Origin of the sequence: Brucella rhizosphaerae, from assembly GCF_002252475.1 — a bacterium.
Classification (GTDB): domain Bacteria; phylum Pseudomonadota; class Alphaproteobacteria; order Rhizobiales; family Rhizobiaceae; genus Brucella; species Brucella rhizosphaerae.
Genome location: NZ_NNRK01000035.1, coordinates 162,645 through 187,746, shown reverse-complemented (window position 1 = coordinate 187,746; position 25,102 = coordinate 162,645). Strand labels below are relative to the sequence as shown.

Below are 25,102 nucleotides of genomic sequence, written 5' to 3'. Positions count from 1 at the left end.
ACGCCGGAAATTTTTTTCGGCGTATCTGCTTATCGTCTGCTGAATTTGACTGGCGCCGTGATTGTTTTATTCACATCAGGCGGCGGGGCTGGCACAGGTGACGCGCGCTTTACAAGCGAGAGCACTTCTTCATCGAGCTCCGGCCAACCTGACGATCGTGCAAGTGCAGCCGACAGTACTTTGCCGGTATCGTCGATGCGGAAGCGAACATAAACCACCCCCTCTTCCCGACGCGATTTTGCACCGGAAGGATACTTCTTGCGACGCTCCAGATGCGCCATCAGGCGCGACTGCCAACGCGCTGGCGTCATGGATGAAGCAAACAGGCCGGAAGCCGTTTGTCGTGCCGCAGTACGGTTGGATTGTGCCACTTGCGCCTGTGCCTTGACGGCTTGCCTGGATGATGCCTGCTCCTGCTGGCGCTGCTTGACCGGCTTCTTCTTTGGCTCTTCCTTCCTGACGATTTCTTTCCTGGGTTCCGGTGGTTTTGGCTTTGCGACCGGCAGCGGAACCTCGACCTTGTCGAGCTGAGTCATTTCTTCTTGCGGCTCTTCTTCGACAGGCTCCGGCTCGTCCTGAACCAATTCCTGCTCGACCTCAGGCTCGTCAACCGCCTCTTCAACTTTCTCAGCCGCAGCACTTGCGTCGGACATCACCTCGTCGGGTGTTATCTCGTTTTCTTCGGTCTCAGATGCTTCCGGTGTTTCAGCGAGTTCAATCATGATCGCGGCTGGTGGTGCATTGTCGGCCGCCATCATTTCCGGCTTACGCAGAAGCCACATCGCAGCCCCCATATGCAAAGATAGCACGAGCACGCTCGCCCCCGCCCAAAGTGCAAGCTCCCTTGCGCCTCCGCGCAGACCCTTGCTATCGGTAGCCCCGTTCATGATACGCCAGCCCAGGCAGGCGCATCGGTGTAATCGCCTCTGCGCCGCAGCTCAGACAGCATCTGCCCGTGATTGATCAGCGTTCGCAGATCGCAATCAAGACAGGCCAGCCGTCCGTCGCTGCTTTCAATCGCAAGATCGGCAATGGTGAAATCGTCAAATGCTGCCACAAAGGAGCGCATCGCCGCTTGCAGCAGCATGCCGAATGCAGAGCCTGATGCGCTCTCCTTTGCTGCCTGCTCATCAAAGCCCGGCTGCATCAGACGCAGCACCGTGCCTACATTGATCGACCTGGGCAGTCGCGCCAGCCGAATACCGCCACCCCGCCCTCGCGTACCAACCAGAAACCCGTGATGAATAAGCTCGGATACGATCTGGGCTGCATGATCTTTCGTCGTGCCGGTTGCTTCTGCCGCCGTGCGCGTGGTGACGGCACTTCCGGCAGATGCCCGAGCGCAAAGAACGAGAAATTCTATCGAAAGCTCAGCCTGTCGGGTAAATCGCATCACAACAATCTTTATTTAGTCACGTGTTTTGTCTGACGGCGTTGAGGCCCCACAAAGAGCAACAGGCCCGCACACAGTATTCCGTTGATGACAAACTCCAGACACAGCGCACGAGGTCCGAATGCCAGCGCTGCCAGACAGATCACAGCAGGAACAGCGAGCAGGTAGAGCCTGAACAACCGAGGCCACGTGCCAAGCCTGCGCCACGTATCGATAAGACGGCGCGTGATCCTGTTTGTCTCCAGCCAGCACAGGGCTTTGGATGAGAGCTGCAAAAAACAAAGCAACGCAACGAAGACAAACAAGGCTGAAGGCATCAGCCGGACATGTGAGCCGACCAAGGCCGCAGCAACCAACAAAAGCCCCAGTGCGAGATAGCCAGCTCGCTGACGTTCATCGGGATAGGTGGCGTGGCGACAGGACATAGCAGCCTCACGCCCCGCAGATATCTGATCAGAGCCGGTCATGAAAGATTGTCCGCACCAGTTCGTGAACGCGGCGAAAGGCGGTTTCCGCCCCCGCAACAACACGCTCCTCTTCCGCATCGGTTAGCTCAATCTCGTCGAGAGCTGCGGTGAAGCTGCGCCAATGCAAACCTCGACCTTCCGGCGCACCAGCCAGATGACGGGCGCCAAGTTGGTCCGACAAACCAAGCTTCAAGGCTTCCTTGAGCAAAAATGCCGCGCCAAGGTTGGAGCCTTCAGCGACATAAAGCCAGCCCAGAGCAGTCGGCAGATCGACATCCTCGCCTGCTGAAAAAGCAAGAGAACCGTCAGCTGCCGGGAGGTCTGCGCCAAGATCAATCAAGTCCTGCCCCACAAGCCCGCAACGACGACGACCTTGCAAATCCGGCAGCAACGCATCGAGCGCCGCAACATCGTAGAGTGCATCTATATCGCGATGGAACTGATACTGAACCTCTACAAACAACGCATAACGTTCACGGCTGGCAAATGGATCGCCTGCCATAATGCTCTGATCAAGGCGTTCATGCGTCCCCGTCGTGCGCGCCTTCAGGCGTTTCGAACGAGGAAGAGCAATCGGTTGCTCAAGGACGTTGGCGTCAGTCATGTGGTATATCCCTGTTGGCAGGCGAGGTCTGGCCAATATGCAGCAGACGCAAGCCTTTCTCATTACTAAGACGATTGAGGGAGCTGTTTTTTGCAATGGAAAGGCAAAAAAATCTGCCTTTGCACAAAATGACGCACTTCAAATCAATCAGAAGTGGAAGTTGAGCCCCAGCTTGACCGTATGAGTGTCGAGAGAATTGGAAGCTTTGCGGCCATTTACGACATTCGAGCTGCCAGTGTGCTCCGTATACTTGTAGACGGGTGTTTCAGTTGGTTCGCAGAAGGAACCTCCCAAAATTTCGCACAGGAATGGTTCAGGCGGTGTAACTTCCACGCCCGTCTGCTCTCTGATTGTATAGTTACCACCAGTGCCCGCACGCGCATTTTCGAAATTGAAACTGCGATTGCCGAAGCGGCTGTAGGTATAATCGGCGTTCACCGACCAGCGGTCGTTGATTGCATATTCCACGCCACCGCCAACTGTAACGCCTGCCCGTGTTCCAGACTGCTTATCGACAAAAAACAGGCTCGAGTTCGGCTTACCCAGAATATCTTCCGCATAACGATACTGGTCGCGGGTCTGCTTTTCATGTGCGAACGCAACACCTGCCGTGCCGTAGACAAGCCAGCGGTTATCGAGCGCATAGCCAAGGCGCCCACGAATAGACCCCGTCCAGTCGATTTCATAATGGGTATTGGCTTGAATACCGGCAATGTCTTGCTGTGCAGCGATCCAGTCTTCCTGCATATAAGCTGCCTGTGTGCCCTTCAGACGGGTCTTGCTCACGTCAGCTTCGATGCCGATGACCACGCGGTTGTTGAACTGATAATTATAGCCAGCCTGTACACCGAAAAGCGCTGAGTTTCCAAAGCCACGATCCGCAGATTCACTACCAGAAATCGGATCAGCCGTGCCGTCAAATGCCGTCGTGGTTCCCCATGTACGCCCGGATGTCATACCAGCGTGAACACCGCCATAGAAGCCAGTCCAGTCGATGCCCGGCGCGCCGCCTTGCGAGCGCGAAAATGGCGAAAGCTGCGGCAAACGCTGATCGCCACCGAAATTGCTCGTAAGCCCTGCATAGAAAGTGCGGCCCGGTCCCGGCTGGTTCACCAGACCCAGCGGATCAACATAATACTGATCCGTCAGATTTTCGATGCGAGCCGTCGCTGTCAGACTGTTATTGATCTTATATTCAGCAAACACATCGATCAGCGTGTAAGGCTTCCAGCGCGTCTGCGAAATGAACTCACTTGCACCGACTGCCGTGACATCGCCATGACCGATAGCACGTGGACCAACATAGGAAACGCGGCCACCAAGGGTCAGTCTGTCTTCCAGCATTTTCTGGGAAACGGTAAGATCGACCGTATATTTTGGCGGTACCTGATTGGTGGCATAATCACCATAGAGCGACTTGTTTCCGCATGTGTCGGATGTGCGGCAAAACTCTACATCGAGATAATAGTTTGCCGCGAAATCAGCGGTAAATCCACCGGCCTCATAGCGGCTTGAGAATTCAAGGCCTGAGAAGCGTGCACGGTCGATATTGTAGACCTGCATACCGGAGAAGGAAAAATTACCGCCATCGTCGTAGAAATCGCGGAATGCGCGCGCCACATAATCTTTGACGTCCCAGTTGAAGTAACCGAACTTAACCATGCCTCGGTCGTCATCATTGAGCAGACCATCCTTGGTGAAGTTGGCACCCACTTCCCAATTGCTGGAGCGTTCCGGCTGCAAGCTGGTATTCGGAATGATGGTGAATGCCGACACAGATTCAAACAGGCTCGGATACCGCAGCGCATTGGAATAGTTCACATAAAGCTGACTGCCATCGAACGGCTCGACCGTGACGCCAATCGATGGGCTGAAGCCACCTGAATCACGGTTTGGTTCGGTATTGATCTGTGCGTCACTATTGGCCTCTGTGCGCCGGTCATGCGACCAATAATGCGAATAGCGCAGGCCGGCATTCAGTGTCAGCCAGTCCACTGGCTTATAGGCTGCCTTGGTGAAGATACCAAGTTCATCGCGATAGGCATCGCGCAGATTAAGCCAGCCTTCAAGCTCGTTGGTATAGTTGCTCGGACGTGTATCCTCCCTGATATAAGAGACGCCGTAATTCAGATCGAGATCACCATAATCCCCAAACGAGAACTTGGATTTATTGTTAACATCTCCGCCCCACATAATCGTATTCGATCCCGTGCGGAAATCTGGCGAAAGACCGAGCGACTCCGATGTCGGTATCATGTTGCCGCGCCGCGGATTACGCAGTTCCAGCTTCGTTACCCAGAGATTGGCCTTCAGATCGATGAGCTCATTGTCATCAGGGTTCCAATAATAACGCATGGTGCCTGTATCGAGCTTCGTGCCGGACGTAAGGTCCTGCTGCACCGGCTGAGAGCGGTCCCCTGTAAAGCGGGATGCCAACAAATCGCCAGCCTCGCCACGGAAACCCGTATAGCCAAGTTTCAGCGTGTGACCGCCATCAAAACGAAGCGTCGCTTTTGTCAGGAAGGATTTTGTTTCAAGCTGCGTATTGAGAATTTCTTCGCCTGCACGATAATTCGTAAGTCCGCCATTTTCGATATATTCGGGCCAGTTCTGGCACCAGGAACCGGACGAATTACAGGTCGTGGCAGGACCGATATTCACTGGATTTGCTGCAGGGCCATGTTTGCCTGCGTGATAATTGCCGCGCTTGCGGTAGGCATAGCCCGCGAAGATGTCGTAGTTCTCTTCCTTTATCGCAGCAACAACACTGGCAGAACCGTTGGTCGGGGTGAGGAACGACGGTCGATCCATTCCGTCTGGCGACCCAACCACCTCCGGAACATTGCTCGGCGAATACGGCCATGCATATCCACCTTTGGCACCCGCATGAGGCGAGGAGGAATTTGATCCGTACTCACCCTTCACACGCATTCCCCAACTATCGCCTTCCTTAACGATATCGTCAGCATCAAGGGTTCGGATAGCGACGTTGCCTGCGATACCGCGCGATGATGCATCCGACCCCTTGTTGATATCGATGCCTGCGATCAGATCAGGATCGATATAAGTGCGGTTGGAAAGTCCCTGATAACCCTGATAGACCGTCACGCTGTTTTCCGCGCCATCGATGGTAGTTGCAACACGACCCATGCCCTGCATACCGCGAATGTTGACGTCTACGGAACCCGCACCATTACGCGCTTCGCCGGACATCACACCCGGTGTGCCCCGGAAAATATCAGCCGGGCTTGAGCCGCGAAAACGTTCGATGGTTTCAGATGCAATATAAGATGTCGGTGCGGCGGTGTAATATGGAGCATCGGCTGCGACCGCACCGCTTCCACCCGTGACGGTGATCGTATCAAGCAAAGTCGTACCGTCGGCTGCCAGAGGGGCTTGCACTGCTGCCGACCGTTCGGAAAGAGCGACCGTATTGCTCCCGGTGAAACGATAGGAAAGGCTCGACCCGGACAGGACGCGTGACAAAGCATCTTGCGGTGACATGCTTCCTGATACAGCCGGTGCCTGCCTGGAAGCGGCAATTTGCGGCTGATAAGTGACCTGCATACCGGCCTGACGACCAAAACTTGCCAGCGCCGCAGAGAGCGAACCCGCAGGAATATTGAACGAAACCTGCCGTTGAGCCTGCGCCTGAGCGTTTGCCGTTACAGAAAGGGATAAGGCATAAATGCATGTCGACCCCAAAAGCGTGGCCGTCAAAACTCGCATTCCCAGCCGCCGCACAACACTATTACCGACACGAAGCCCCATCGCTCAACCACTCCATCAATTGGTGAAAAGGCGGTTGCATGGCAGCAGCTAACTTCCGACCCTGTTGCTTAAAACGAGTGGGGTTCGCCGATTTTCTCCCCCTGAGCAAAAAAATCTACATAAAAATGCAATCATCAAATCGATGAAATGACAGTCAGCCAAGGTGAAATCTGGCGGACCTTTCCTCCATAGGGCTCGACAACCGCCTCAAGCGCGGAGACAGGGTTATTAAGATCAAAAACGCCACTGATCCTTTGCGCTCCGAAACCCGGTTGAGCGAGAAGCACTCGGCCCGACTGCCAGCGCGCAATGCGTGCCACAACAGAAGAAATGGTATCGCGTTCAGCAATAATGATACCCTGACGCCATGCGGCGATCTGCGATATATCGCGATTGCCACGTTCAAAATCGTGGTTCTGTCCATTGAAAGTGAGCCAGTCTCCCTCGCCAAGCGGTGTCAGCGTATCGCGCGTACCGGTTGGCCTGACTGCAACCAGCCCATGGTTCACCGAAACCGTGAGATAGCCCGCATCACTGCTCACATCGAAGGCCGTTCCCAAAGCTGTCGCTACCAGATTACCAGTTTCAACGCTGAAAGGGCGCGCAGAATCAGGCTTAACGTCGAAAAATGCCATCCCTGAAAGAAGCTCGACACGGCGGGCACTTGCATCGAACTTCAGGCGGATCGCGCTATCAGGGCCAAGCGTTACCTTGCTGCCGTCAGAGAGTGAAACGTCCTGTAATTGAGCAGAAGCCGTCATATAGTCGGCTTGCGCCTGCAATATGAGCTGCGGCCCGAAAAGCGCTCCGCTTGCAACAACGGCGAGTCCCGCTGCCCCGCCTGTCAAAATCGAGCGTCGCGACATCTTGGGGCCACGGCTCGCACGGCGTTGATCCTGCATGACTTTACCGGCCATGCCGTAGATCTCCATAGCCTCGCGCCACGCTACTTCATGTTCGGGACCGCGTGCGCGCCAGCGGTTGACAAGATCGTGCGCGACCGGATTGTCCGGGTCATCCTGAATGCGGATGACAATATCCAGAGCCTCCTCGAACAGCTTTTCGCTTTTCGACAGTTTGTCATCCATGCAGCGTCAGTCCTCCCAGTTCAACCGCTTCACGCAGCCGAACAGCTTCTCATAAAACAGCTCTTATTGATTGTAACGAATGAAAGGCGAGAATTTTCTCTCCCGCGCGCGGACAAGATGCGCACTTAAACAAAGAACCTGGGTCCCGATCATACTCGTTCAGATCGCAGCTCCACGACTATACATCTTCATTCAAGCAGGCTCTCAAATGCACGTAGCCTCGTTTGATGAGCGTCCAGGTCCGGGATACAGACAGGCCCAATTCTCCCGCCACCTGGGCAATCGTCTTTTCATCGAGGCGATGGAGTTCAAAGGCCCGACGGGTCTGTTCGGGCAGCTCAAGAAGAGCTTTCTCAATAATCATAAGGCGCTGCCTGTCATAGACGATCGTCTCTGGCGTTGGCGTCACATCGGCAATGCGGCGCCATTCTTCATCCGGCATGTTTACATATTCGACAACACGCTCACGACGATAAAGATCAATTGAAAGATTGCGAGCCACCTGATGGAGATAGGCACGAGGATTGTTATCTTTGCCCGATTGCCCGGATGAACCAGAGGAGGATGCAGACATCACACGGACAAACGTGTCCTGCGTAAGATCAGCAGCTGTTTCTGCATTGTGTCCCCTGCGCCGGAAAAAGCGGTTCAATTCCCGCGCATGGTTCTGGAAAAGGCGTTGCAGATTCCACATCAGATCGAAACTCATTCGAAAAGCGCAAATTTCACGGCATCGGTCCGGCATGGGCCGATTACAAAATCCCCTGGCACGCCTGCTGTAGCAGCGTTATCTCTTACTGTTATATATGATTAAACTAGTCAACTTAAAATTGCTATGTTTCCGCTGGCAAACGCCCGAGCAAGGCCCAGGCAGGCACCGGCCGGCCAAAATACCAACCCTGCCCCACCGCATCAGAATGCAATGCAAGAACGTATTCCGCCTGCTCCCGGGTTTCCACACCTTCAACAATCAGCTTGAGTTCCAGTCGCCGGGCTATGTTGCAAATGTTCTCAACAATCTCGGCACTAACCGCTTCGGTTCCGATAGCCTGCGTAAACATACGATCTATTTTAATACCGCTGATCGGCAGTTTTGCCAGATAGGCAAGATTGGAATATCCCGTTCCGAAATCATCAATGAAGAACTCGTAGCCCCGCGCCCGAAAGGATTTCATGCTTTCAATAAGGTGCTCATGATGGGCTGTGGACCGCTCAGTGATCTCAAGCACGATTTGCTGTGCCGAAAGCCCATGCCGCCTGACTTCTTCATCCAAAAACTCAAGCGTGTTTGGATCAATGACATCATCGACCGAGAAATTCAGGCTGAGATAAAAGTCGGCATCGTTCCGCAGACAAGCCTGCATTTCATCGAGCGCCTTGCGCACCACGATACGTGTAAGATCTTTAATAATGCCGTGTTGCTCTGCGATCATAATGAACACATCAGGCGCAATCGGAGCCCCATGATTATCCGACAGGCGAGCCAGCACTTCGGCACCATTTACGTGCCCATCGCGCAATCGCACCAATGGCTGGTAAACAACATTCACCCGCCCCTCCGCTATCGACCGCTTTACCTGCTGAATGAGAGAAGAATGCCCGCGCCGCCATTGCACGGCGGCCACCCCCAACCCGCTGCCCGCGAGCCCGCCGAACGCAACAAGCGCCAACAGGACACCCGGCGACTGATGCAATATGCTGACACCCGTAAGCGCAGCAATCACACATATATCGACATCGCTGGAGCACCGGGATGCAAGCCGGTGGGAGCGCAAATCATACCAGGCGAGTTTTTCCGGCCGGTGGGTGGTCAATTGAGCAGCATCGCCAAATGTCCTGTAGATATATTGACCATCCTGACTGATGATGTGGGCACTCAGATTGGGTTGCGCGCGTTCATATAGGGCAAAGGCGACTGGTGATGTGAAAACAATGGCTGTGCCGTGCATGACCATATCGACTTTGGTCAGATGACTTCCGATATCTGCGGCCTGCCCCCACAATCGATGGCCACCGTCCACTTCCCTGTCTGCTGTGGGTAATTCAGCGGGCGGAGAAAGACGCCCCCAGAGCGCGGTACAGACAATGCGGTTGTTCAGAACCCGACCGATATCGCGCAGGTAATGCGCTTTGAATGTAAGAAGTCGCAATTCTTTCAGATTGTCATCGGAACATAACGTCTGACTGGTGTTATTGACGATCAACAGAGTATCGCGACCAGATTTCGCAACATTCAACGAATGGGACAGAAGGTTATCCCGATAGTCATTCAGACGAACATATGCAAGTCGGACCAGCTCCAGCTGTCCTAAGAGAATAGTTATTACGACGCCAACACACGCGACGAGCGCAACAAACCACCGATCCCCGTTGGTACGCAGCTTTATCATCAGGATAAATGTCCCCAAGCAGCAAATCAACGCCCCCGTTGTTTCGTCGAAGCTACACAAGTCCTGGCGTGAAGCCAATGCTTGCTGTGTTGAATTTATCAAGAAAATCAGACCAATCGTCAAACCTGTCACAAGAATGTTTCCGGCCCGGCTTCAGGATTTTACTTTAAATCCATGTGCACGGTTGACGTTGAATATCCGGACCGTAGATTAACTCACCATGACAAATATTGCGATTGATCAGAACTACCTACTCGAAAAACTAGGCGCCCTGTTGGCAATTCCAAGCCCAACGGGCTTCACAGATGAAGCGGTGCACTATGTTGCACGCGAACTGGAGAGGCTGGGCCTTGAGGTTATGCTGACGCGGCGCGGGGCAATTCGTGCCCGCCGTAACGGCAACTCCAGAAAACCAGCGCGTGGTATCGTTTCTCATCTCGATACGCTTGGCGCACAGGTCAAATATCTCAAATCGAACGGGCGGCTTGAGCTTGTTTCCATTGGCAACTGGTCAGCACGCTTTGCCGAAGGTGCACGCGTTTCGATATTTTCGTCCAAAGGCACCTATCGCGGTTCGATCCTGCCGCTCAAAGCCTCCGGACATACATTTAACGACGAAGTGGACACACTTCCCATCGGCTGGACCTATATCGAGTTACGCGTCGATGCTCTGGCTCGCAACAGGGAAGACCTGATTGAGCTGGGCATTGATGTCGGCGATATCGTCGCCGTCGATCCAATGCCGGAATTTATCGATAACGGTTTCATCGTTTCCCGGCATCTCGATGACAAGGCAGGGGTGGCCATCATGCTGGCTTCTCTTGAAGCAATGCAACGCCTTAAGGTCGAAACACCGGTCGATACATACTGGCTTTTCACCATCGGCGAGGAAGTCGGCGTCGGCGCTTCTGCGGTTGTGGTGCCAGACATAGCCTCATTGGTTGCTATCGATAATGGCACCACGGCGCCCGGGCAGAATTCGTCCGAATTTGGCGTCACTCTTGCCATGGCGGACCAGACCGGCCCTTTCGATTATCACCTGACCAAGAAGCTTTATGAGCTCTGCGGTGAGCATGAAATACCCGTCCAGAAAGACGTTTTCCGCTATTACCGCTCCGATGCTGCCTCTGCAGTGGAAGCCGGTCACGATGTTCGCACGGCACTTCTCACGTTCGGCGTCGATGCCTCACATGGCTATGAGCGTATTCACTTAAGTGCACTCACATCCATTGCAAAACTCACTGTTCACTATGCAATGAGCGACGTTGAGATCAAGCGCGACGCAGAGGAAACAGCCAAGGGAATCAAGGGGTTCACGCATCAGAAATCGACAACTGCCGAGCAGGATCTGAAGCCGCACGATACACCGACGGAATAGCACATAAACGCACATTAAACGAAGGCGGGGTTCACTCCGCCTTTTCTATGCGCACAAATTAATTATGATAATTTATTGATATACGTCATTTTCTCCCTATAAATTAAAGTCTGACAGATTTGGCCTACTGCATAATTTAATCTGTTAGAGCGACCTTTGTGCGCCCAGGAGGGCGCACGGCGCTCTAAACGAAAGGAACCGCTGATGAAGAGGTTATTTCGCGCCGTTTTAACAGCGGCAACTCTGGTTCTGGGCACAGCGACTTTTCAAGCCGCCGCACAGACACCACCCGATGTACTGATCGTCGGGCAGATCGCCGAACCGCAATCGCTTGACCCGCACACGGTCACGGCGACCAACGATTTCCGTATTCTCGTCAATATCTATGACGGTCTCGTTCGCTATAAGGACGGTACACTCGAAATAGAACCTGCCCTTGCGGAAAGCTGGACCATCTCAGACGATGGCAAGACTTATACGTTCAAGCTGAGACAGGGCGTGAAGTTCCACGATGGTTCCGATTTCAACGCGGAAGCGGTCAAGTTCAACTTCGAGCGTATGTTGAACAAGGATCACCCTTTCTACAATACCGGCCCCTTTCCGCTTTCCTTCAATTTTGAATCCATTGAGAGCGTTAACGCCATCAATGCGAACACGGTCGAGTTCAAGCTGAAAGAGCCATTTGCGCCCTTCCTTTCAAACCTTGCCTATCCGACGGGCCTCATCGTTTCGCCAGCCGCTGTCGAGCAATATGGCGCTGAATTTGGCCGCCATCCATCAGGCACCGGCCCATTCAAATTCGCGGAATGGCAGTCGGGACAACGTGTGGTAGTCGAGCGTAATCCCGATTACTGGGACACGGCCCCTATATTGAATGCCGTCGTTTTCCGTCCAATCACCGATGCCAACACGCGGGTTGCTGAAATGATGGCAGGCGGCATCGACATTATGGTCGAAGTGCCACCAGACAATCTCGTAAGTTTCAAACAGGATGCGAATTTCGCAGTTGCAGAACAGGCCGGACCGCATGTCTGGTTCAGTATTCTCAACACCAGGAGCGGGCCGTTCGCGGACAAGAAAGTACGTCAGGCTGCAAACTACGCAGTCAACAAGCAAGGCCTTGTCGATAATGTTCTGCAAGGTTCGGCCACTGTCGCAGCCGGTCCTGTGCCACCCGCATTCAACTGGGTTGAGGACAAAACAGAGCCTTATCCCTATGACCCTGAAAAAGCCAAAGCGCTGCTGCAGGAGGCTGGTGCTACCAATCCAGAACTCACATTCTATGTGACGGAAGGCGGTTCCGGGATGCTGGACCCGATCAATATGGGTGCTGCCATTCAGGCTGACCTTCAGGCCGTCGGCTTCAAGGTGAAAATCGAAACCTATGAGTGGAACACCTTCCTTGGTCGGGTGAACTCGGGCCTCGATGGCAAAGCCGATATGGCAGAAATGGCCTGGATGACCAATGATCCCGACACGGTTCCGTTCCTGACGCTGCGCACCGAAGCGCTGCCGGACAAAGGCGGTTTCAATTCCGGCTATTATTCCAATCCGAAGGTAGATGAGTTGCTGACCAAGGCCCGCACATCGACCGATCAGTCGGAACGCGGCAAGCTCTATGGCGAAATCCAGTCGATTGTCCACGACGATGCGCCATGGCTCTTCGTTGCCAACTGGAAGCAGAATGCAGTCACAACAGCAGCCGTGCAAGGCTTCAAACTCCAGCCGTCATTTCTGCTCAACCTCAGGGAAGTGACGAAACAATAAAGCTTTGCGCCAGCACTCAAAGCCGTTGGCGCAACTTTGCCAGTGGATTGAATTTGACGTTTGAATCCCGACTGCCATACACGCCGTTTTAAACGTCAGATTCGAAAAATCCAATAGATTCATATAGTTGCTAGTGTCTTTGCGACGCCGACATTTGTTTAACGTCAGTAACCGAGGGATGCAAATGTCGGAATCGGACCACCAGAGCACACCCCGAAAAGTGGGAACCGGTTTTCGGAACAAGATGTGCGTAAAAACAAAAAGGGTCAGAGCGCTGATGTGATTCCGTCAGATCGAAACGCGCTCTGAACAAAGCGGAGGAGGGCCAATGCCAGCCTATATCTTCAAGCGGCTCATCGCGGTCATTCCGGTGCTTTTCGGGCTATCCATCATCGTCTTTCTGGTGATGGCATCTATACCCGGCGACACCGCTACGGCCCTGCTCGGTTCTTATGCGACACCAGAAAATGTCGAACGCATCAACCGCGATCTTGGCCTCGACAAGCCACTGGTGCAGCAATATTTCATATGGATCGGCAATCTGTTACACGGCGATTTCGGCCGTTCCTTCGTGCTGAACCGTCCCGTTCTCGATGAAGTGCTGGAACGGTTTCAGGCCACGCTCATTCTGGCGGGTGTTGCCCTCGTGCTTTGCTCGATCTTCGGGCTTTTTGCGGGCATTATTTCCGCTGTTCGCCAGTTTGGCTGGGCGGACCGCACAATCACCTTCATTGTGTTGGCTGGCATTTCGATCCCGTCTTTCTGGCTTGGCCTTTTGCTGATTTATCTCTTTGCCGTTCATTGGCGTATTCTTCCAGCATCGGGCATGTATGCGGTCTATGGTGGCGGTGATCTCAAAGACCTCATCTGGCATCTGATCCTGCCCGCATCGACGCTCGCCGTGGTCGCAGCCGGTGTGATTGCCCGGCTGACACGTGCTGCGATGCTTGAAGTGCTGCGTCAGGATTATATCCGCACCGCTCGCGCCAAAGGGCTGAACGAGCGGCGCGTGATTTACGGCCACGCCTTCCGCGCAGCCCTTGTGAGCGTCATTCCGGTGATTGGTATACAGGCAGGTTTCGTGCTGGGTGGTGCGGTCTATATCGAAACGGTGTTTCAGTGGCCTGGTATCGGCGCCATGCTGGTAAAGGCCATTTCCACCCGCGACATCCTGCTTGTACAGGGTGGTGTGCTGATCGTGGCGGCCAGCTATGTGCTGTTCAATCTGCTCGCCGATGTTCTTCAAACCATGCTTGATCCGAGGATACGCACATGAGCGCCCTTTCGGAAACCTATACGCCCGCAACGCCTGCACGCCTTTCTTCGTGGCGCCTTCTGATGAGCAATCGGCTTGCAGCTTTCGGCTTTTTTCTGCTCGCTCTGATCTGCGTGCTGATCCTCATCGTGCCGATCCTGCCATTGCCAAACCCGGATGCAACGGCACCGGCAAGCAGGCTGCAACCCGTCTTCTCTGCTGGTCATCTGCTTGGCACCGACCAGCTCGGGCGGGATATTCTGAGCCGTCTTCTTTGGGGCGCACGTGTCTCGGTTGCGGTCGGCTTTGCAGCCACGCTGATTGCCGCTGTCATCGGCTCGGCCATCGGCCTTGTCTCAGGTTATGCGGGTGGACGCACGGATAATCTGATGATGCGCGGCATCGATATGCTGATGGCCTTTCCCTATATCCTGTTGGCCCTGGCAATCGTCGCGGCCCTTGGTCCGGGGCTGATGAATGCGCTTTATGCAATCGCCGTCGTCAATATTCCGTTCTTTGCACGTAATGTACGCGGCACAGCACTCGGCCTTGCCAATCGCGAATTTGTCGATGCCGCCCGGCTTTCGGGCAAAGGACATATTTCAATCCTGCTGAGCGAAGTGTTGCCGAATGTTCTGCCGGTGATCGTTATCACCATGTCAACGACTGCTGGCTGGATGATCCTTGAAACAGCGGGTTTGAGTTTTCTGGGTCTTGGCGCACAGCCGCCGCAGGCCGATCTCGGCTCCATGCTTGGCGAGGGCCGCGCGCAGATGTTCACCGCGCCGCACGTCTCTATCGTGCCGGGCCTGATGATTTTCCTGATTGTCATCAGCCTCAATGTGCTGGGCGATGGTATCCGCGATGTGCTTGATCCCCGTTTGCGCTCCGGCGCTCTGGCCCGTCCCGGTTCTGTAACGGCGATTGCCAAAAACAGAACCGCACCCAAAACAAAAATGCCGGATGCGGCATTGGCTGTTGAGAAACTCGAAACAGGCTTCATCAACAATGGCGGCTACACGCCTGCAGTCAGTAACGTCTCACTGCATCTCAATCGTGGCGAATGCCTTGGCCTGATCGGTGAAAGCGGCTCGGGCAAAAGCGTCACTGCACTGTCCATTATGGGTCTGGTCGCCTCCCCTCCCGGATTGATCCGTAACGGTGCCATCTATCTTGACGGTAAAGATGTGCTCGACATGACTGAAACCGAACTGACTGCCACGCGCGGCAGCAAAGTCGCTTATGTGTTTCAGGACCCGCTGACGACGCTGCACCCGATGTACTCGATCGGCAAACAGGTCGAGGAAGCCATTGCAGCGCATAAAACTGTCAGTGCATCGGAGCGCCGGGCAGAAGCCGTTGCATTGCTGGAAAAGGTCGGGATACCGGACGCAAAAGAGCGTGCGGATCACTATCCGCATCAGCTTTCCGGTGGTCAGCGCCAGCGTGTCGGCATTGCCATGGCACTTGCAAACGATCCCGATATCATCATTGCGGATGAGCCGACCACTGCACTCGATGTCACCGTGCAGGCGCGCATTCTCGAATTGCTGCGCGATCTGCAGCGCGAACGCGGCATGGCGTTGCTGTTCATCACCCATGACTTTGGCGTGGTCTCCGAAATCTGTGATCGCGTTGCCGTCATGAAAGACGGGATGATCGTTGAGACAGGAACGGCAACAGCCGTGCTCGCCAACCCACAGCACAGCTATACCAGGCGGCTGATTGCCTGCGTGCCGGAACTCGGTCAGGGCAAGACCTTCTATGAACGCGTGTCAAAGCTGTTCAGTCACAATGAGACGGAGGCGGCAACATGAGCGAAGCGGCAATCAGCGTGCGTAACCTGAGCAAAACCTTCGGCGGCGGGCGCACGCTTTTCGGCAAACAGCGCCACACCGTCGAAGCGGTAAAATCAGTTTCACTCAACCTCGCTCGCGGGGAAACACTGGCCATCGTTGGCGAAAGCGGCTCCGGCAAAAGCACGTTGGCGCGAATGCTGGTCGGTCTGACAGAGCCAAGTGATGGTACGATGGAAATTGCCGGTCAGGATGCGAGCGCACTTCGCCGCTCTGGCCCCCGCGCTTTTGGCAAAATGATCCAATATGTGTTTCAGGACCCTGTGGCCTCGCTCAATCCGCGCAAGACCATTCGCCAAATATTGGAAACGCCGCTGAAGCTGCTCAGCGAACTTGATCGCAACCAGCGTCAGAAGCGCATGGAAGAACTGCTTGATGCGGTTCAGATGCCAAAGGATACCTTGTTGCGCTATCCGCATGAGTTTTCTGGCGGACAGGCCCAGCGCATCGCCATTGCGCGTACGCTTGCAGCAGATGCCGAAATCATCGTGCTGGATGAGCCGGTGAGCGCGCTTGATGTTTCTGTTCAGGCGCAAGTGCTTCTGCTGCTTGATGAGCTAAAACAGCAGTTCGGCCTCTCTTATCTGTTCATCAGCCATGATCTTGCAGTGGTGGAAGCGATCAGTGACCGTGTCGCAGTCATGTATTATGGGGAAATCGTCGAGGAAGCCACAGCAGAAGCCCTTTTTGCCAACCCGCAACATGCCTATACACGTCAGCTGATAGACAGCGCACCGCGTATGAAAAGAGAGTAACCAGGCATGGCCCGGAACAGCCGCAGCAAACCAGAACGTGCATCGCTGACCAGAGCGAAGCGGCGGCCTGAGGTCATTGCTGACCGCATCAAGGATGTTATTCGGACGGATCATTTGAAGCCCGGTGACCGGCTGCCACAGGAAAAAGACCTGATTGACCAGTTCAAGGCGGCCAAGGGCACCGCGCGCGAGGCGATGAAGGCACTGGAAACCCAGGGCTTGCTGTTCACGCGTACAGGACCCGGTGGTGGTGTCTTCGTAGCCGAACCATCCGCGCAACATGCGATGGAGATGCTGGGTAACTATTTCTTCTTCGACCGGCCGGGTCTTCAGGAAATTTATGCCATCCGCAAGCTGCTTGAACCGGAAGTCGCGGCCTCTCTTGCAGGCAAGCTGAGCCAGGACGATCTGGAAAAGTTAGACAGCACGATGCGGTTTTATGATCGCCCACCGACCAATCTGGATGATCAGTTTGAACAGCGCGTGGCAGAGCTGGACTTTCACACACAGCTTGCACAACTATGCCCGAACCGGCTGCTCGGCTTTATGTCTGGCCTCACGCATAATCTGCTGCGCAACATGCCCGTTGCCCGCTCGATCTATGCCGATCCGACCCCTGCGTCCCGCGAAGAAGGTCTGCTCTTTCAGCATCGGCTTTTGACCGCTTTGATGGAGAATAGAGCCGAAGATGCGCGCAAAATCGCGTTGGAACACATGATTTCCGCCGAAAAATATATGCTTTTCAAGGAAAATGAACTGAAAAAGCCTGCAACCGCATAAAAATCAGAAATTTCGGAACCATCCCGGCGCGCACGCATTAGCAATTATACAGGCCGCCGCCAGAACTCACGCGACGGCCTTGCTTGTTGTGAATGACAATGGAGGTTTCGACCCTTTTTATGTGTGGAATTTGCGGAGAAGTCAGGTTCGATGGCGGTACGCCGTCGGTTACGGCAATCTCGAAAATGGCGGATATTCTTGCCCCCAGAGGGCCAGACGCGTCTGGCATCGTTGTGCGTGGCAATGTCGGCTTCGGACACCGGCGACTGAGAATCCTTGATCTGTCTGAAAAATCCCAGCAGCCCATGATTGATGCAGATCTTGGTATCAGCGTTGTTTTCAACGGCTGCATTTATAATTTCCGCGAATTGCGCGCTGAACTCGAAGCCAAAGGCTACCACTTCTTTTCCGACGGCGACACGGAAGTCATCATCAAGGCGTGGCACGCCTGGGGTGAGGAATGCGTGTCCCGCTTTTACGGCATGTTCGCCTTTGCCATCCACGAGCGCGACACAGGCAGACTGATCTTTGCCCGCGACCGTTTTGGTATCAAGCCACTCTATCTGGCGGAAGTCAGCGGCGCGCTGCGCTTTGCTTCTTCTTTGCCTGCGCTTGTGAAGGCTGGCGGCGTCGATACATCAATCGACCGCGCGGCACTGCATAACTATATGAGCTTTCATGCCGTGGTCCCGCCACCGCGCACCATTTACAATGGCGTGCGCAAACTGCCAGCAGCCACCATTCGTGTTTATCAGGCCAATGGCGAGTTTCGCGACCGCATTTACTGGCAGCCGCCGCATAGCCGACTGGCTGGCGACAGCGCAATGAGCCGCGAAGATTGGCAGGAGCAGCTGCTCGATATGCTGCGTGTTGCCGTAAAACGCCGCATGATTTCCGACGTACCTGTTGGCGTTCTGCTGTCGGGCGGCGTGGATTCAAGCCTCATCGTCGGTCTTTTGGCAGAAGCCGGCCAGACCGGCCTTATGAGTTTTTCGGTCGGCTTTGAAGAAGCCAATGGAGAAAAAGGCGATGAATTCGTCTATTCTGATCTGATTGCCAAGCACTTCGGCACCGACCATCACAAGATCTTTGTGCCATCTTCTGATCTGATGGATGCCCTTCCCGGCACCATTGCCGCCATGTCGGAACCAATGGTTTCCTATGACAATGTCGGCTTTTATCTGCTGTCGAAGGAAGTTTCCAAGCACATCAAGGTCGTGCAATCCGGTCAGGGTGCCGACGAGGTCTTCGCAGGTTACCACTGGTATCCGCCTTTGGTGGATTCCAATGATGTGGTCAGCGATTATGCGAAAGCCTTCTGTGACCGTTCGCATGACGTGCTCGGAACGCAGCTTTCACAAGAGTGGATGCCCGATCGCGATTATAGCCGCGAGCTGCTTGAAGAGCATTTGCTGCGCGATGGTGCGGATACGCCAGTTGATCGCGCGCTGCGTCTCGACAGCAATATCATGCTTGTCGATGACCCGGTCAAACGCGTCGATAACATGACCATGGCCTGGGGACTGGAAGCTCGCGTCCCGTTCCTCGATCATGAGCTGGTCGAACTCGCAGCCCGCATGCCCCCCGAAGAAAAGCTGCGCGATGGTGGCAAGGGCATCCTGAAGGACGTGGCCCGCAAGATTGTGCCAAGTGCTGTGATTGACCGCAAGAAGGGTTACTTCCCGGTGCCGCAGCTTAAGTATATCGCCGGTCCCTATCTCGATATGCTGCGTGATGCACTGTCATCGCAAAAGGCGCGCGAACGTGGATTGTTCCAGCGCGATTACCTTGATCGCCTGTTCGCAAACCCTTCCGATCACATCACGCCTCTGCGCGGTTCAGAACTCTGGCAGGCCGGACTTCTGGAAATGTGGCTTCAGACGCAGGAAGCCTGAGGTGACGAGGCCTAAAATGAAAAAGACAGGTGAGGTTGAAATGACCCGGCAGAAAGCAAGAGGGAGAAACGCTTTCTCGCACAGGCTGACAAGGCTGCGCACACCAGAAAGCGCGGGCTTTTATCAGGAGCAATTGCATGGGGGTAATCAGGAAGAAGGACACTCCGCCAACCGCAATGTGGTTCTCGATTGCGGTTGGGGCCGACTGCTTTTCGCGCAAACCTTTGAAAGCAACGAAGCAATCATCGAAGGCCTGCGTGCTGAGGCGCCAGCCAGCCGTGATATCCTTTTCTATGTCAGCGATCCTCATGTCCTGCTTTCACAAGCGCCACAGGAAATTTTCCTCGATCCATCGCATACTTTTCGGCTCGAACTTTCCAACTATCGAGCCGGTGGCCGCCAAACACGCGGTATCAGCATTCGCCGCGCAGTGTCCGAAATAGACGCAGACGGCATCAATGCCGTCTATGCCGCCTGCGGTATGGTGCAGCTGCGTGCTGATTTCTTTTCCTGCGAGCGTGATAATCGTGCCGTCACTTATTTTGTGGCCCAGGATGATGCAACCGGCGAGATTGTCGGTACCGTTACAGGGATCAACCACCAGCGACTGTTCAACGATCCTGATCAGGGTGGTTCGCTCTGGTGCCTTGCGGTGCACCCCCAGGCGCGGCAGCCGGGTATTGGCGAAAAGCTCGTGCGCAAGCTTGCTGAACATTTCCAGGCACGTGGTCTCAATCATGTTGATCTGTCGGTTCTCTATGACAATGACAATGCGATCCGGCTCTATGAGAAGCTGAAATTTCGCCGCGTTCCGCTTTTTGCAATCAAACGCAAGAACGCTATCAATGAGAAGTTTTTTGCACTTCCCATCAGCTCCGTTGATGCGCTCAACCCCTATGCGCGCATCATCGTCGATGAAGCATTGCGACGTGGTGTGCACGTGGACATTACCGATGCCAAGGGTGGTTTCTTCCGTCTGTCCCATGGCGGGCGTTCAATCCATTGCCGCGAGAGCCTGTCCGAAATGACTTCGGGCGTTGCAATGTCAATTTGCGATGACAAGGCAGTTACGCGACGCACGGTAGCCAAAGCGGGGATAGTCGTGCCTGAGCAAATTCCGGCCGATGGTTCGGATGAGACGCTTGCAGCTTTCCTTGAGAAGCACGGGCGACTGGTCGTAAAACCTTCCCGCGGAGAACAAGGACGCGGCATTTCAGTTGGTATTTCATCCATGAAAGACCTGCGTGCAGCGATCAGGCAGGCCCGCGAGGTCTGCGACATTGTTCTGCTCGAAGCTTGTTTCGAGGGTGAAGATTTGCGCCTGGTCATTATCGACTTCAAGCTGGTTGCGGCCGCTGTGCGACGCCCACCGCGCGTGATTGGCGATGGAAAATCGACCATACGCAAGCTCATCGAAGTTCAGTCCCGCCGCCGCCATGCTGCAACGGGTGGCGAAAGCCGTATTCCGATAGATGCTGAAACCAAGCGTTGTCTTGAACAACAAGGTCTGATACTAGATGACGTACTTGCAGACAGCCGTGAAATCACAGTTCGTAAGGCGGCTAATCTTCATACCGGTGGCACGATCCACGATGTGACGACAACCGTGGACAAGACATTGGTTGATGCTGCGTGTAAAGCAGCACGTGCGATTGACATTCCGGTAGTCGGCATCGATTTCATGGTGAAATCACCCGAAACACCGGAATATGTGTTCATCGAAGCCAACGAGCGGCCTGGCCTTGCAAATCATGAACCGCAGCCGACAGCTGCGCGTTTTATTGAATGTTTGTTTCCGCAATTGGGAACAAATATTCCATCATAAAAGTTCGTTTAGAGCGCATTCCTGAAAGTGTGAGACGGTTTTGGGACCAGGATGTGCGTCACAACAAACTGTTAGAGCACTGAAAATATCATTCACGATCCGGTAGCACAAACGTGACATCGGATTGTCGTGGATTCGGTCTATATTGCGACCTTCGCCCAAGATTCATCATTCGTGGAGCAAAATATATGCTGGCAGAAGCCAAAGTAGAACAGCTGGGTATTACGATCGATGTATATCAGCGAGAAGCACGTCACTGGATTGCATCCGGTGTATTCGATGGAAAACATATTGTTGTAGAAAATGTGACGCAGGGAACTGCAGTCAGCGCGTGGAGAGACTGCGCTCTGGCACTTTTGAACCAGGCCGCCTGAGTATTTTTCTTTAAATTACTGGACTTATTTATTGAGCGGCTTCTGCGATGATCGGTATGGCAGGAGTCTTTTTCTCGAGCGTCATAGTCTTGAGATTGCCTGAAAAAAGAATGCCCGTCACGGGAAGAACTGGCTCTAAGGGCAGTTCTTCCTGGTGAATGCTGTCTTTGGGAACATGTAGCTTATGCTCGGTTCCCTCTTCAGCACCAGACATGATAAGCGACACATTCCCGCGCGCTTCCAGAAGCTTCGTGCCATAAAGAAACTCGAAGCTCAGCATCGATACGAGGAATTTATAAGTTCCATCGCGCACACCACCCTTCATCATGGCGGCGCGGTGGACATCCTCACCAATCGCCACATCAAGCGGTGGAATGCGGGGATCGCAGACATAGCCAACTGCAAGCAGTTGCCCGTTATCAACCTCAAAACGCATCCTGTCTGAACCAAGATCAAGCGCCGAGATAGAGAACCGCCTGTTGCTATACTGCACCGGCACGCGCCCAAGCCGCTTGCAAAGTTGCTCGCCACTCAGCGCGCGCGCATTGGCAAAATGATCCGGATCAATTGCAAAGGGTAGCGCCTTTGGCCGATGCGGAACCGACAAAGCCGGTTCGAGAGCATCAGCAATCAAATTCGCAACGATTGTCGTTGAAACAGGGCGCGCATAATGGCCCTGATCAAGGTAGAAGCCGGGATTGCTGACGACATCACGGCCATATTGCTGCATCAGCATTCGTGATACATCCGCACAGATCGTGCCGTACCATTGCGAGATGTAATTGATACCGGCATCAATCGAGGCAACGGAATTCAGGAACGACCCATTGCGTGCACCAAACACGAGCGTTGCAATCCGCAGATTTGGGTTGCGCTCAAGCGCATATCGAATGATGCCCTCATAAAACCGTGCCCAATGCCTGAACGGTCTGCGCTCATCGCCGTAAACAAAAGCATCGTTAATCGCATATTCGATCAGCAGCAGCTCGCAGTCCTCGAGCTGATCAAACTGTTTGAGCTGATAGAGGCCAAGCGCACTTGTCGTACCCCCCACCGCGAGATCAGCAACGATATCAAGTTCAATGCCACGCCGTGCCATCGTCGACAACAGCGTCGGTAGATAGCCGGGCAACATAACGGTGTTTGAACCGCCAATGATTACAGTCTTGAGTTTCATTTCGTCACCGTTGCAGCGCGGGTTGCAGCTCGGGTTGCGGCTTTACCGGCAGGCGTCAGCGATCCGCAACGCCACACCCCGTAAGTACTTGCATCCCAATCAAAATAATATGCAGCCGCGATCTCGCCGCGATCCATCATCTGACGGAAGCGGTCACGCGCCTTCTCGACCAGCTGTTCGCGATTGTTGTCATTGGCCGGGCAGGCCTTGGACATATTGGCAAAGCCCCATTCTGTGATCCAGCATGGTTTGCCATCCTCACCGCCGCAGAAAGACAGCGCATTGCCTATATGGCTGGCGCGAGCAATTCGTGTGCCATTGCTACCGGGATAGATATGAATGCCGTAGCCATCGGCTGCATCATCCAGACCATACTTCTTGAGAAGATCGGTAAAGACAGCGGGATCGACGCTGTCTATTCCGCGCCGGTCGGCATCAATAAAGGGGATATCCGAAAGGCCAGCCGATACGATTTTTGCCTTGGCACTATGTTTGGTATCAGCCAATAACGCCCGCACAATACGCAAAAGCTCGACGTATTTTTCAGCTCCCTTTTCGACCAGCGGAAGCTCTTCCATTGCACTGAGAGAACGCGCGGTCTTCATCTTTTCTCTGGGTAAAATGGCGAGATCGCCATTATAGGCGCCCCAGTTGATCTCGTTGCCGGGTTCAACAGCCACCAGCGGCACACCCAGTGCATCGATCTTCTGCAAAGCGTCAGCTATTGCCTGCTGAAAACGATCCGGCGCAATATCAGAAAGCCGATACATGTCCCAGATGCGCCCACGGCCTGAACGTGGCTTGGTCCCTTCAGGATAGAAATCCGCATTGTTGAGCGAGATTTCGAGCAGAATGGCGAGGCCCTTTTCATGCGCAAGACGCACGGCATCGATACTTTGATCAATAGGTCTTGTCAGTGACAGCCGAACTGCCACCACGCCGTTTTCCACCATCTGATCGAATATCTGTTCGCGCTCTGCCGGCTTGAGCCAGGCCATATTGACCCGGTTGACGCCAAAGCGCGTATCCGCAAGAGCATCTTTGGGTTGGAATGCCAGCAACAAGGCGCTCATGAGCGTTGTCAGTGCCATTATCCCGCCCCCAATGCTCTTGCGGGTTTTCATCATCGGATACCGATATCCTTCAGTGCACCGTTGAAATTGGCTTCACATTCAGAATAGCGATTGATGGCCGCGGGCACATCAATCCTGGAAAGGAAATCACGCAGGAAAGCCTTTTTCTGCGGCTCACGATTCCAGACGCTGGCATCAATATGCGGAAAGCCGACAAAGCTCAGCATTTCGCGCATACGGTCATCGACGGCGATCATCAATCCGGGAATACCGGACTGCATGCCGATAATCGTGCCATGGAAACGGCGGCTCAGACCAAAATCCTGACTGGAAATCCAGCTGCGCCATTTATGGGTATCGAAAAATACCAACAGCTCGCTTTTGCGCTGCCATTTTTCCATATGTTTGTAATCGACGGGTGCCGTGATGCGGCTTGCGGCCTGATCATAGGCTTCAGAATGGTCTTCGCCCGCCATGTTCATATTGTAGACGATGACTTCGTCCTGAATGACATAGCTCGCGACGCTGTCCTTTTCGAGCAGCGCATGTGCATCGACAATCGTATCAGCAACGCTGCCGAGATAACCGCCGAAGGATATTTTCTGCGCATCTGCAAGAGTTGGATCAGCAAGACGGCTCAGTGAGAGCTTCATCTGGTCCGGTGCATAATAGAGCGACGGACAGCCGGTGGGGCGAACATATTTCATGCCCGCATCCTTCAAAAACTCGGCCGTAAAATGACCCCGTGTGAGGAAAAAACTGTCCTTGCGGCGCAGGATCTCGAGAAAGCGGCGTGTGCCCTCCGGCAGTTCAGCCTTCAGGTTTTCTTTCTTTTGAATGCCAATGCCCATGACCACAATCGGCATGTTCAGCTTTTCAAAAACGAAGGATTCAGTTGTTGCCGCATAGCCGGGGCGCAAAAGGTTCGCCGAAGCAAACAGGCAGAGATCGAAGCTTTCATTCAACGCGGCATAGGTGTCAGGCGAATTGAGACTATTGGCCAGATGCCAGAATGGCACATAGGTCACATCGTGGCCACGAACAGCGTTGGCCGCACCTTCACCAATGAGGTAGTTCCCGGTATTGGCGATTTTCTTAACCTGATCGATCACATCTTTCTTGGTGCGAATGGGCTCGAAATATGGGCGGTGTTTGACACTTGCCCCTGAAACGCTTTCGACTGTCCGCATCAAATATGACGGAATGCCGGTGATCATTATGCGCATGGTGATCCATCTTCGCTGGAGTTATAAA

20 protein-coding genes are annotated in these 25,102 nt (G+C 54.1%); 9 read left to right on the top strand and 11 right to left on the bottom strand.

The features are described 5' to 3' along the window. Positions 1-29: 29 nt before the first annotated feature. From CEV32_RS22515 to CEV32_RS22475, 8 genes are all read right to left on the bottom strand, one after another. Complete coding sequence (locus CEV32_RS22515) at positions 30-887, bottom strand: energy transducer TonB family protein (protein ID WP_094579358.1); 858 nt, start codon at positions 885-887, stop codon at positions 30-32. Continuing rightward, a complete protein-coding gene (locus CEV32_RS22510) occupies positions 884-1,393 on the bottom strand; it encodes an Rrf2 family transcriptional regulator (RefSeq protein WP_094579357.1) in 510 nt (169 codons plus the stop codon). The genes CEV32_RS22515 and CEV32_RS22510 overlap by 4 nt, the downstream gene beginning before the upstream one ends. An 11-nt stretch (positions 1,394-1,404) precedes the next feature. Beyond that, the gene (locus tag CEV32_RS22505; protein ID WP_094579356.1) at positions 1,405-1,860 is read right to left on the bottom strand and encodes a DUF454 family protein; all 456 of its coding nucleotides are present in this window, start codon (positions 1,858-1,860) and stop codon (positions 1,405-1,407) included. Beyond that, the gene (locus CEV32_RS22500; protein ID WP_094579355.1) at positions 1,847-2,464 is read right to left on the bottom strand and encodes a biliverdin-producing heme oxygenase; all 618 of its coding nucleotides are present in this window, start codon (positions 2,462-2,464) and stop codon (positions 1,847-1,849) included. The genes CEV32_RS22505 and CEV32_RS22500 overlap by 14 nt, the downstream gene beginning before the upstream one ends. 147 nt (positions 2,465-2,611) lie before the next feature. Then, positions 2,612-6,193, bottom strand: coding sequence for a TonB-dependent receptor domain-containing protein (locus CEV32_RS22490; protein WP_235818867.1), 3,582 nt, complete (start codon positions 6,191-6,193; stop codon positions 2,612-2,614). A 176-nt stretch (positions 6,194-6,369) separates the two neighbouring features. Further along, positions 6,370-7,323, bottom strand: a complete 954-nt coding sequence (locus CEV32_RS22485) for a FecR family protein (RefSeq protein WP_094579352.1) — start codon at positions 7,321-7,323, stop codon at positions 6,370-6,372. 178 nt (positions 7,324-7,501) lie between these two features. After that, on the bottom strand, positions 7,502-8,032 hold the full coding sequence (locus CEV32_RS22480) for an RNA polymerase sigma factor (protein ID WP_328587932.1): 531 nt from the start codon (positions 8,030-8,032) through the stop codon (positions 7,502-7,504). Positions 8,033-8,156: 124 nt separating this feature from the next. Beyond that, positions 8,157-9,713 carry an EAL domain-containing protein gene (locus CEV32_RS22475; protein ID WP_143128863.1) on the bottom strand — a complete coding sequence of 519 codons (1,557 nt, stop codon included), beginning with the start codon at positions 9,711-9,713 and terminating at the stop codon, positions 8,157-8,159. Positions 9,714-9,933: 220 nt separating this feature from the next. Here CEV32_RS22475 and CEV32_RS22470 point away from each other — a divergent pair, with 220 nt between their 5' ends. From CEV32_RS22470 to CEV32_RS22430, 9 genes are all read left to right on the top strand, one after another. Further along, entirely contained in the window at positions 9,934-11,091 is a 1,158-nt protein-coding gene (locus CEV32_RS22470) for an osmoprotectant NAGGN system M42 family peptidase (RefSeq protein ID WP_094579350.1), read from the top strand. Between the two features lie 204 nt (positions 11,092-11,295). Then, positions 11,296-12,858 (top strand): ABC transporter substrate-binding protein, encoded by a 1,563-nt coding sequence (locus CEV32_RS22465; protein WP_094579349.1) that lies wholly within the window; start codon positions 11,296-11,298, stop codon positions 12,856-12,858. Positions 12,859-13,186: 328 nt separating this feature from the next. Beyond that, positions 13,187-14,134, top strand: a complete 948-nt coding sequence (locus CEV32_RS22460; protein WP_094579348.1) for an ABC transporter permease — start codon at positions 13,187-13,189, stop codon at positions 14,132-14,134. Continuing rightward, on the top strand, positions 14,131-15,930 hold the full coding sequence (locus tag CEV32_RS22455) for a dipeptide/oligopeptide/nickel ABC transporter permease/ATP-binding protein (RefSeq protein ID WP_094579347.1): 1,800 nt from the start codon (positions 14,131-14,133) through the stop codon (positions 15,928-15,930). Before CEV32_RS22460 ends, CEV32_RS22455 begins: the two co-directional genes overlap by 4 nt. Then, complete coding sequence (locus CEV32_RS22450) at positions 15,927-16,724, top strand: ATP-binding cassette domain-containing protein (RefSeq protein WP_094579346.1); 798 nt, start codon at positions 15,927-15,929, stop codon at positions 16,722-16,724. The genes CEV32_RS22455 and CEV32_RS22450 overlap by 4 nt, the downstream gene beginning before the upstream one ends. Positions 16,725-16,730: 6 nt before the next feature. Continuing rightward, the gene (locus CEV32_RS22445; RefSeq protein WP_094579345.1) at positions 16,731-17,504 is read left to right on the top strand and encodes a FadR/GntR family transcriptional regulator; all 774 of its coding nucleotides are present in this window, start codon (positions 16,731-16,733) and stop codon (positions 17,502-17,504) included. Positions 17,505-17,623: 119 nt separating this feature from the next. Beyond that, complete coding sequence (locus CEV32_RS22440) at positions 17,624-19,399, top strand: N-acetylglutaminylglutamine amidotransferase (protein ID WP_094579502.1); 1,776 nt, start codon at positions 17,624-17,626, stop codon at positions 19,397-19,399. A gap of 16 nt (positions 19,400-19,415) precedes the next feature. Next, positions 19,416-21,224, top strand: a complete 1,809-nt coding sequence (gene ngg, locus CEV32_RS22435; protein ID WP_094579344.1) for an N-acetylglutaminylglutamine synthetase — start codon at positions 19,416-19,418, stop codon at positions 21,222-21,224. 188 nt (positions 21,225-21,412) lie between these two features. Next, a complete protein-coding gene (locus CEV32_RS22430; protein WP_094579343.1) occupies positions 21,413-21,598 on the top strand; it encodes a hypothetical protein in 186 nt (61 codons plus the stop codon). A 28-nt stretch (positions 21,599-21,626) separates the two neighbouring features. Here CEV32_RS22430 and CEV32_RS22425 read toward each other — a convergent pair whose 3' ends face one another. Genes CEV32_RS22425 through CEV32_RS22415 form a run of 3 tightly spaced genes read right to left on the bottom strand, consistent with a single transcriptional unit; the run spans position 21,627 to position 25,074 of the window. Then, positions 21,627-22,775 carry an SGNH/GDSL hydrolase family protein gene (locus tag CEV32_RS22425; protein WP_094579342.1) on the bottom strand — a complete coding sequence of 383 codons (1,149 nt, stop codon included), beginning with the start codon at positions 22,773-22,775 and terminating at the stop codon, positions 21,627-21,629. After that, complete coding sequence (locus CEV32_RS22420; RefSeq protein ID WP_094579341.1) at positions 22,772-23,902, bottom strand: glycoside hydrolase; 1,131 nt, start codon at positions 23,900-23,902, stop codon at positions 22,772-22,774. The genes CEV32_RS22425 and CEV32_RS22420 overlap by 4 nt, the downstream gene beginning before the upstream one ends. Next, a complete protein-coding gene (locus CEV32_RS22415) occupies positions 23,899-25,074 on the bottom strand; it encodes a polysaccharide pyruvyl transferase family protein (protein ID WP_094579340.1) in 1,176 nt (391 codons plus the stop codon). Before CEV32_RS22415 ends, CEV32_RS22420 begins: the two co-directional genes overlap by 4 nt. Positions 25,075-25,102: the final 28 nt, after the last annotated feature.

Excerpts from the sequence above, each read along its gene's own strand:
- CEV32_RS22515 (WP_094579358.1), bottom strand. The coding sequence starts at position 887 with ATGAACGGGGCTACCGATAGCAAGGGTCTGCGCGGAGGCGCAAGGGAG.
- CEV32_RS22510 (WP_094579357.1), bottom strand. The coding sequence starts at position 1,393 with ATGCGATTTACCCGACAGGCTGAGCTTTCGATAGAATTTCTCGTTCTT.
- CEV32_RS22505 (WP_094579356.1), bottom strand. The coding sequence starts at position 1,860 with ATGACCGGCTCTGATCAGATATCTGCGGGGCGTGAGGCTGCTATGTCC.
- CEV32_RS22500 (WP_094579355.1), bottom strand. The coding sequence starts at position 2,464 with ATGACTGACGCCAACGTCCTTGAGCAACCGATTGCTCTTCCTCGTTCG.
- CEV32_RS22490 (WP_235818867.1), bottom strand. The coding sequence starts at position 6,193 with ATGCGAGTTTTGACGGCCACGCTTTTGGGGTCGACATGCATTTATGCC.
- CEV32_RS22485 (WP_094579352.1), bottom strand. The coding sequence starts at position 7,323 with ATGGATGACAAACTGTCGAAAAGCGAAAAGCTGTTCGAGGAGGCTCTG.
- CEV32_RS22480 (WP_328587932.1), bottom strand. The coding sequence starts at position 8,032 with ATGAGTTTCGATCTGATGTGGAATCTGCAACGCCTTTTCCAGAACCAT.
- CEV32_RS22475 (WP_143128863.1), bottom strand. The coding sequence starts at position 9,713 with ATGATAAAGCTGCGTACCAACGGGGATCGGTGGTTTGTTGCGCTCGTC.
- CEV32_RS22470 (WP_094579350.1), top strand. The coding sequence starts at position 9,934 with ATGACAAATATTGCGATTGATCAGAACTACCTACTCGAAAAACTAGGC.
- CEV32_RS22465 (WP_094579349.1), top strand. The coding sequence starts at position 11,296 with ATGAAGAGGTTATTTCGCGCCGTTTTAACAGCGGCAACTCTGGTTCTG.
- CEV32_RS22460 (WP_094579348.1), top strand. The coding sequence starts at position 13,187 with ATGCCAGCCTATATCTTCAAGCGGCTCATCGCGGTCATTCCGGTGCTT.
- CEV32_RS22455 (WP_094579347.1), top strand. The coding sequence starts at position 14,131 with ATGAGCGCCCTTTCGGAAACCTATACGCCCGCAACGCCTGCACGCCTT.
- CEV32_RS22450 (WP_094579346.1), top strand. The coding sequence starts at position 15,927 with ATGAGCGAAGCGGCAATCAGCGTGCGTAACCTGAGCAAAACCTTCGGC.
- CEV32_RS22445 (WP_094579345.1), top strand. The coding sequence starts at position 16,731 with ATGGCCCGGAACAGCCGCAGCAAACCAGAACGTGCATCGCTGACCAGA.
- CEV32_RS22440 (WP_094579502.1), top strand. The coding sequence starts at position 17,624 with ATGTGTGGAATTTGCGGAGAAGTCAGGTTCGATGGCGGTACGCCGTCG.
- ngg (WP_094579344.1), top strand. The coding sequence starts at position 19,416 with ATGAAAAAGACAGGTGAGGTTGAAATGACCCGGCAGAAAGCAAGAGGG.
- CEV32_RS22430 (WP_094579343.1), top strand. The coding sequence starts at position 21,413 with ATGCTGGCAGAAGCCAAAGTAGAACAGCTGGGTATTACGATCGATGTA.
- CEV32_RS22425 (WP_094579342.1), bottom strand. The coding sequence starts at position 22,775 with ATGAAACTCAAGACTGTAATCATTGGCGGTTCAAACACCGTTATGTTG.
- CEV32_RS22420 (WP_094579341.1), bottom strand. The coding sequence starts at position 23,902 with ATGATGAAAACCCGCAAGAGCATTGGGGGCGGGATAATGGCACTGACA.
- CEV32_RS22415 (WP_094579340.1), bottom strand. The coding sequence starts at position 25,074 with ATGCGCATAATGATCACCGGCATTCCGTCATATTTGATGCGGACAGTC.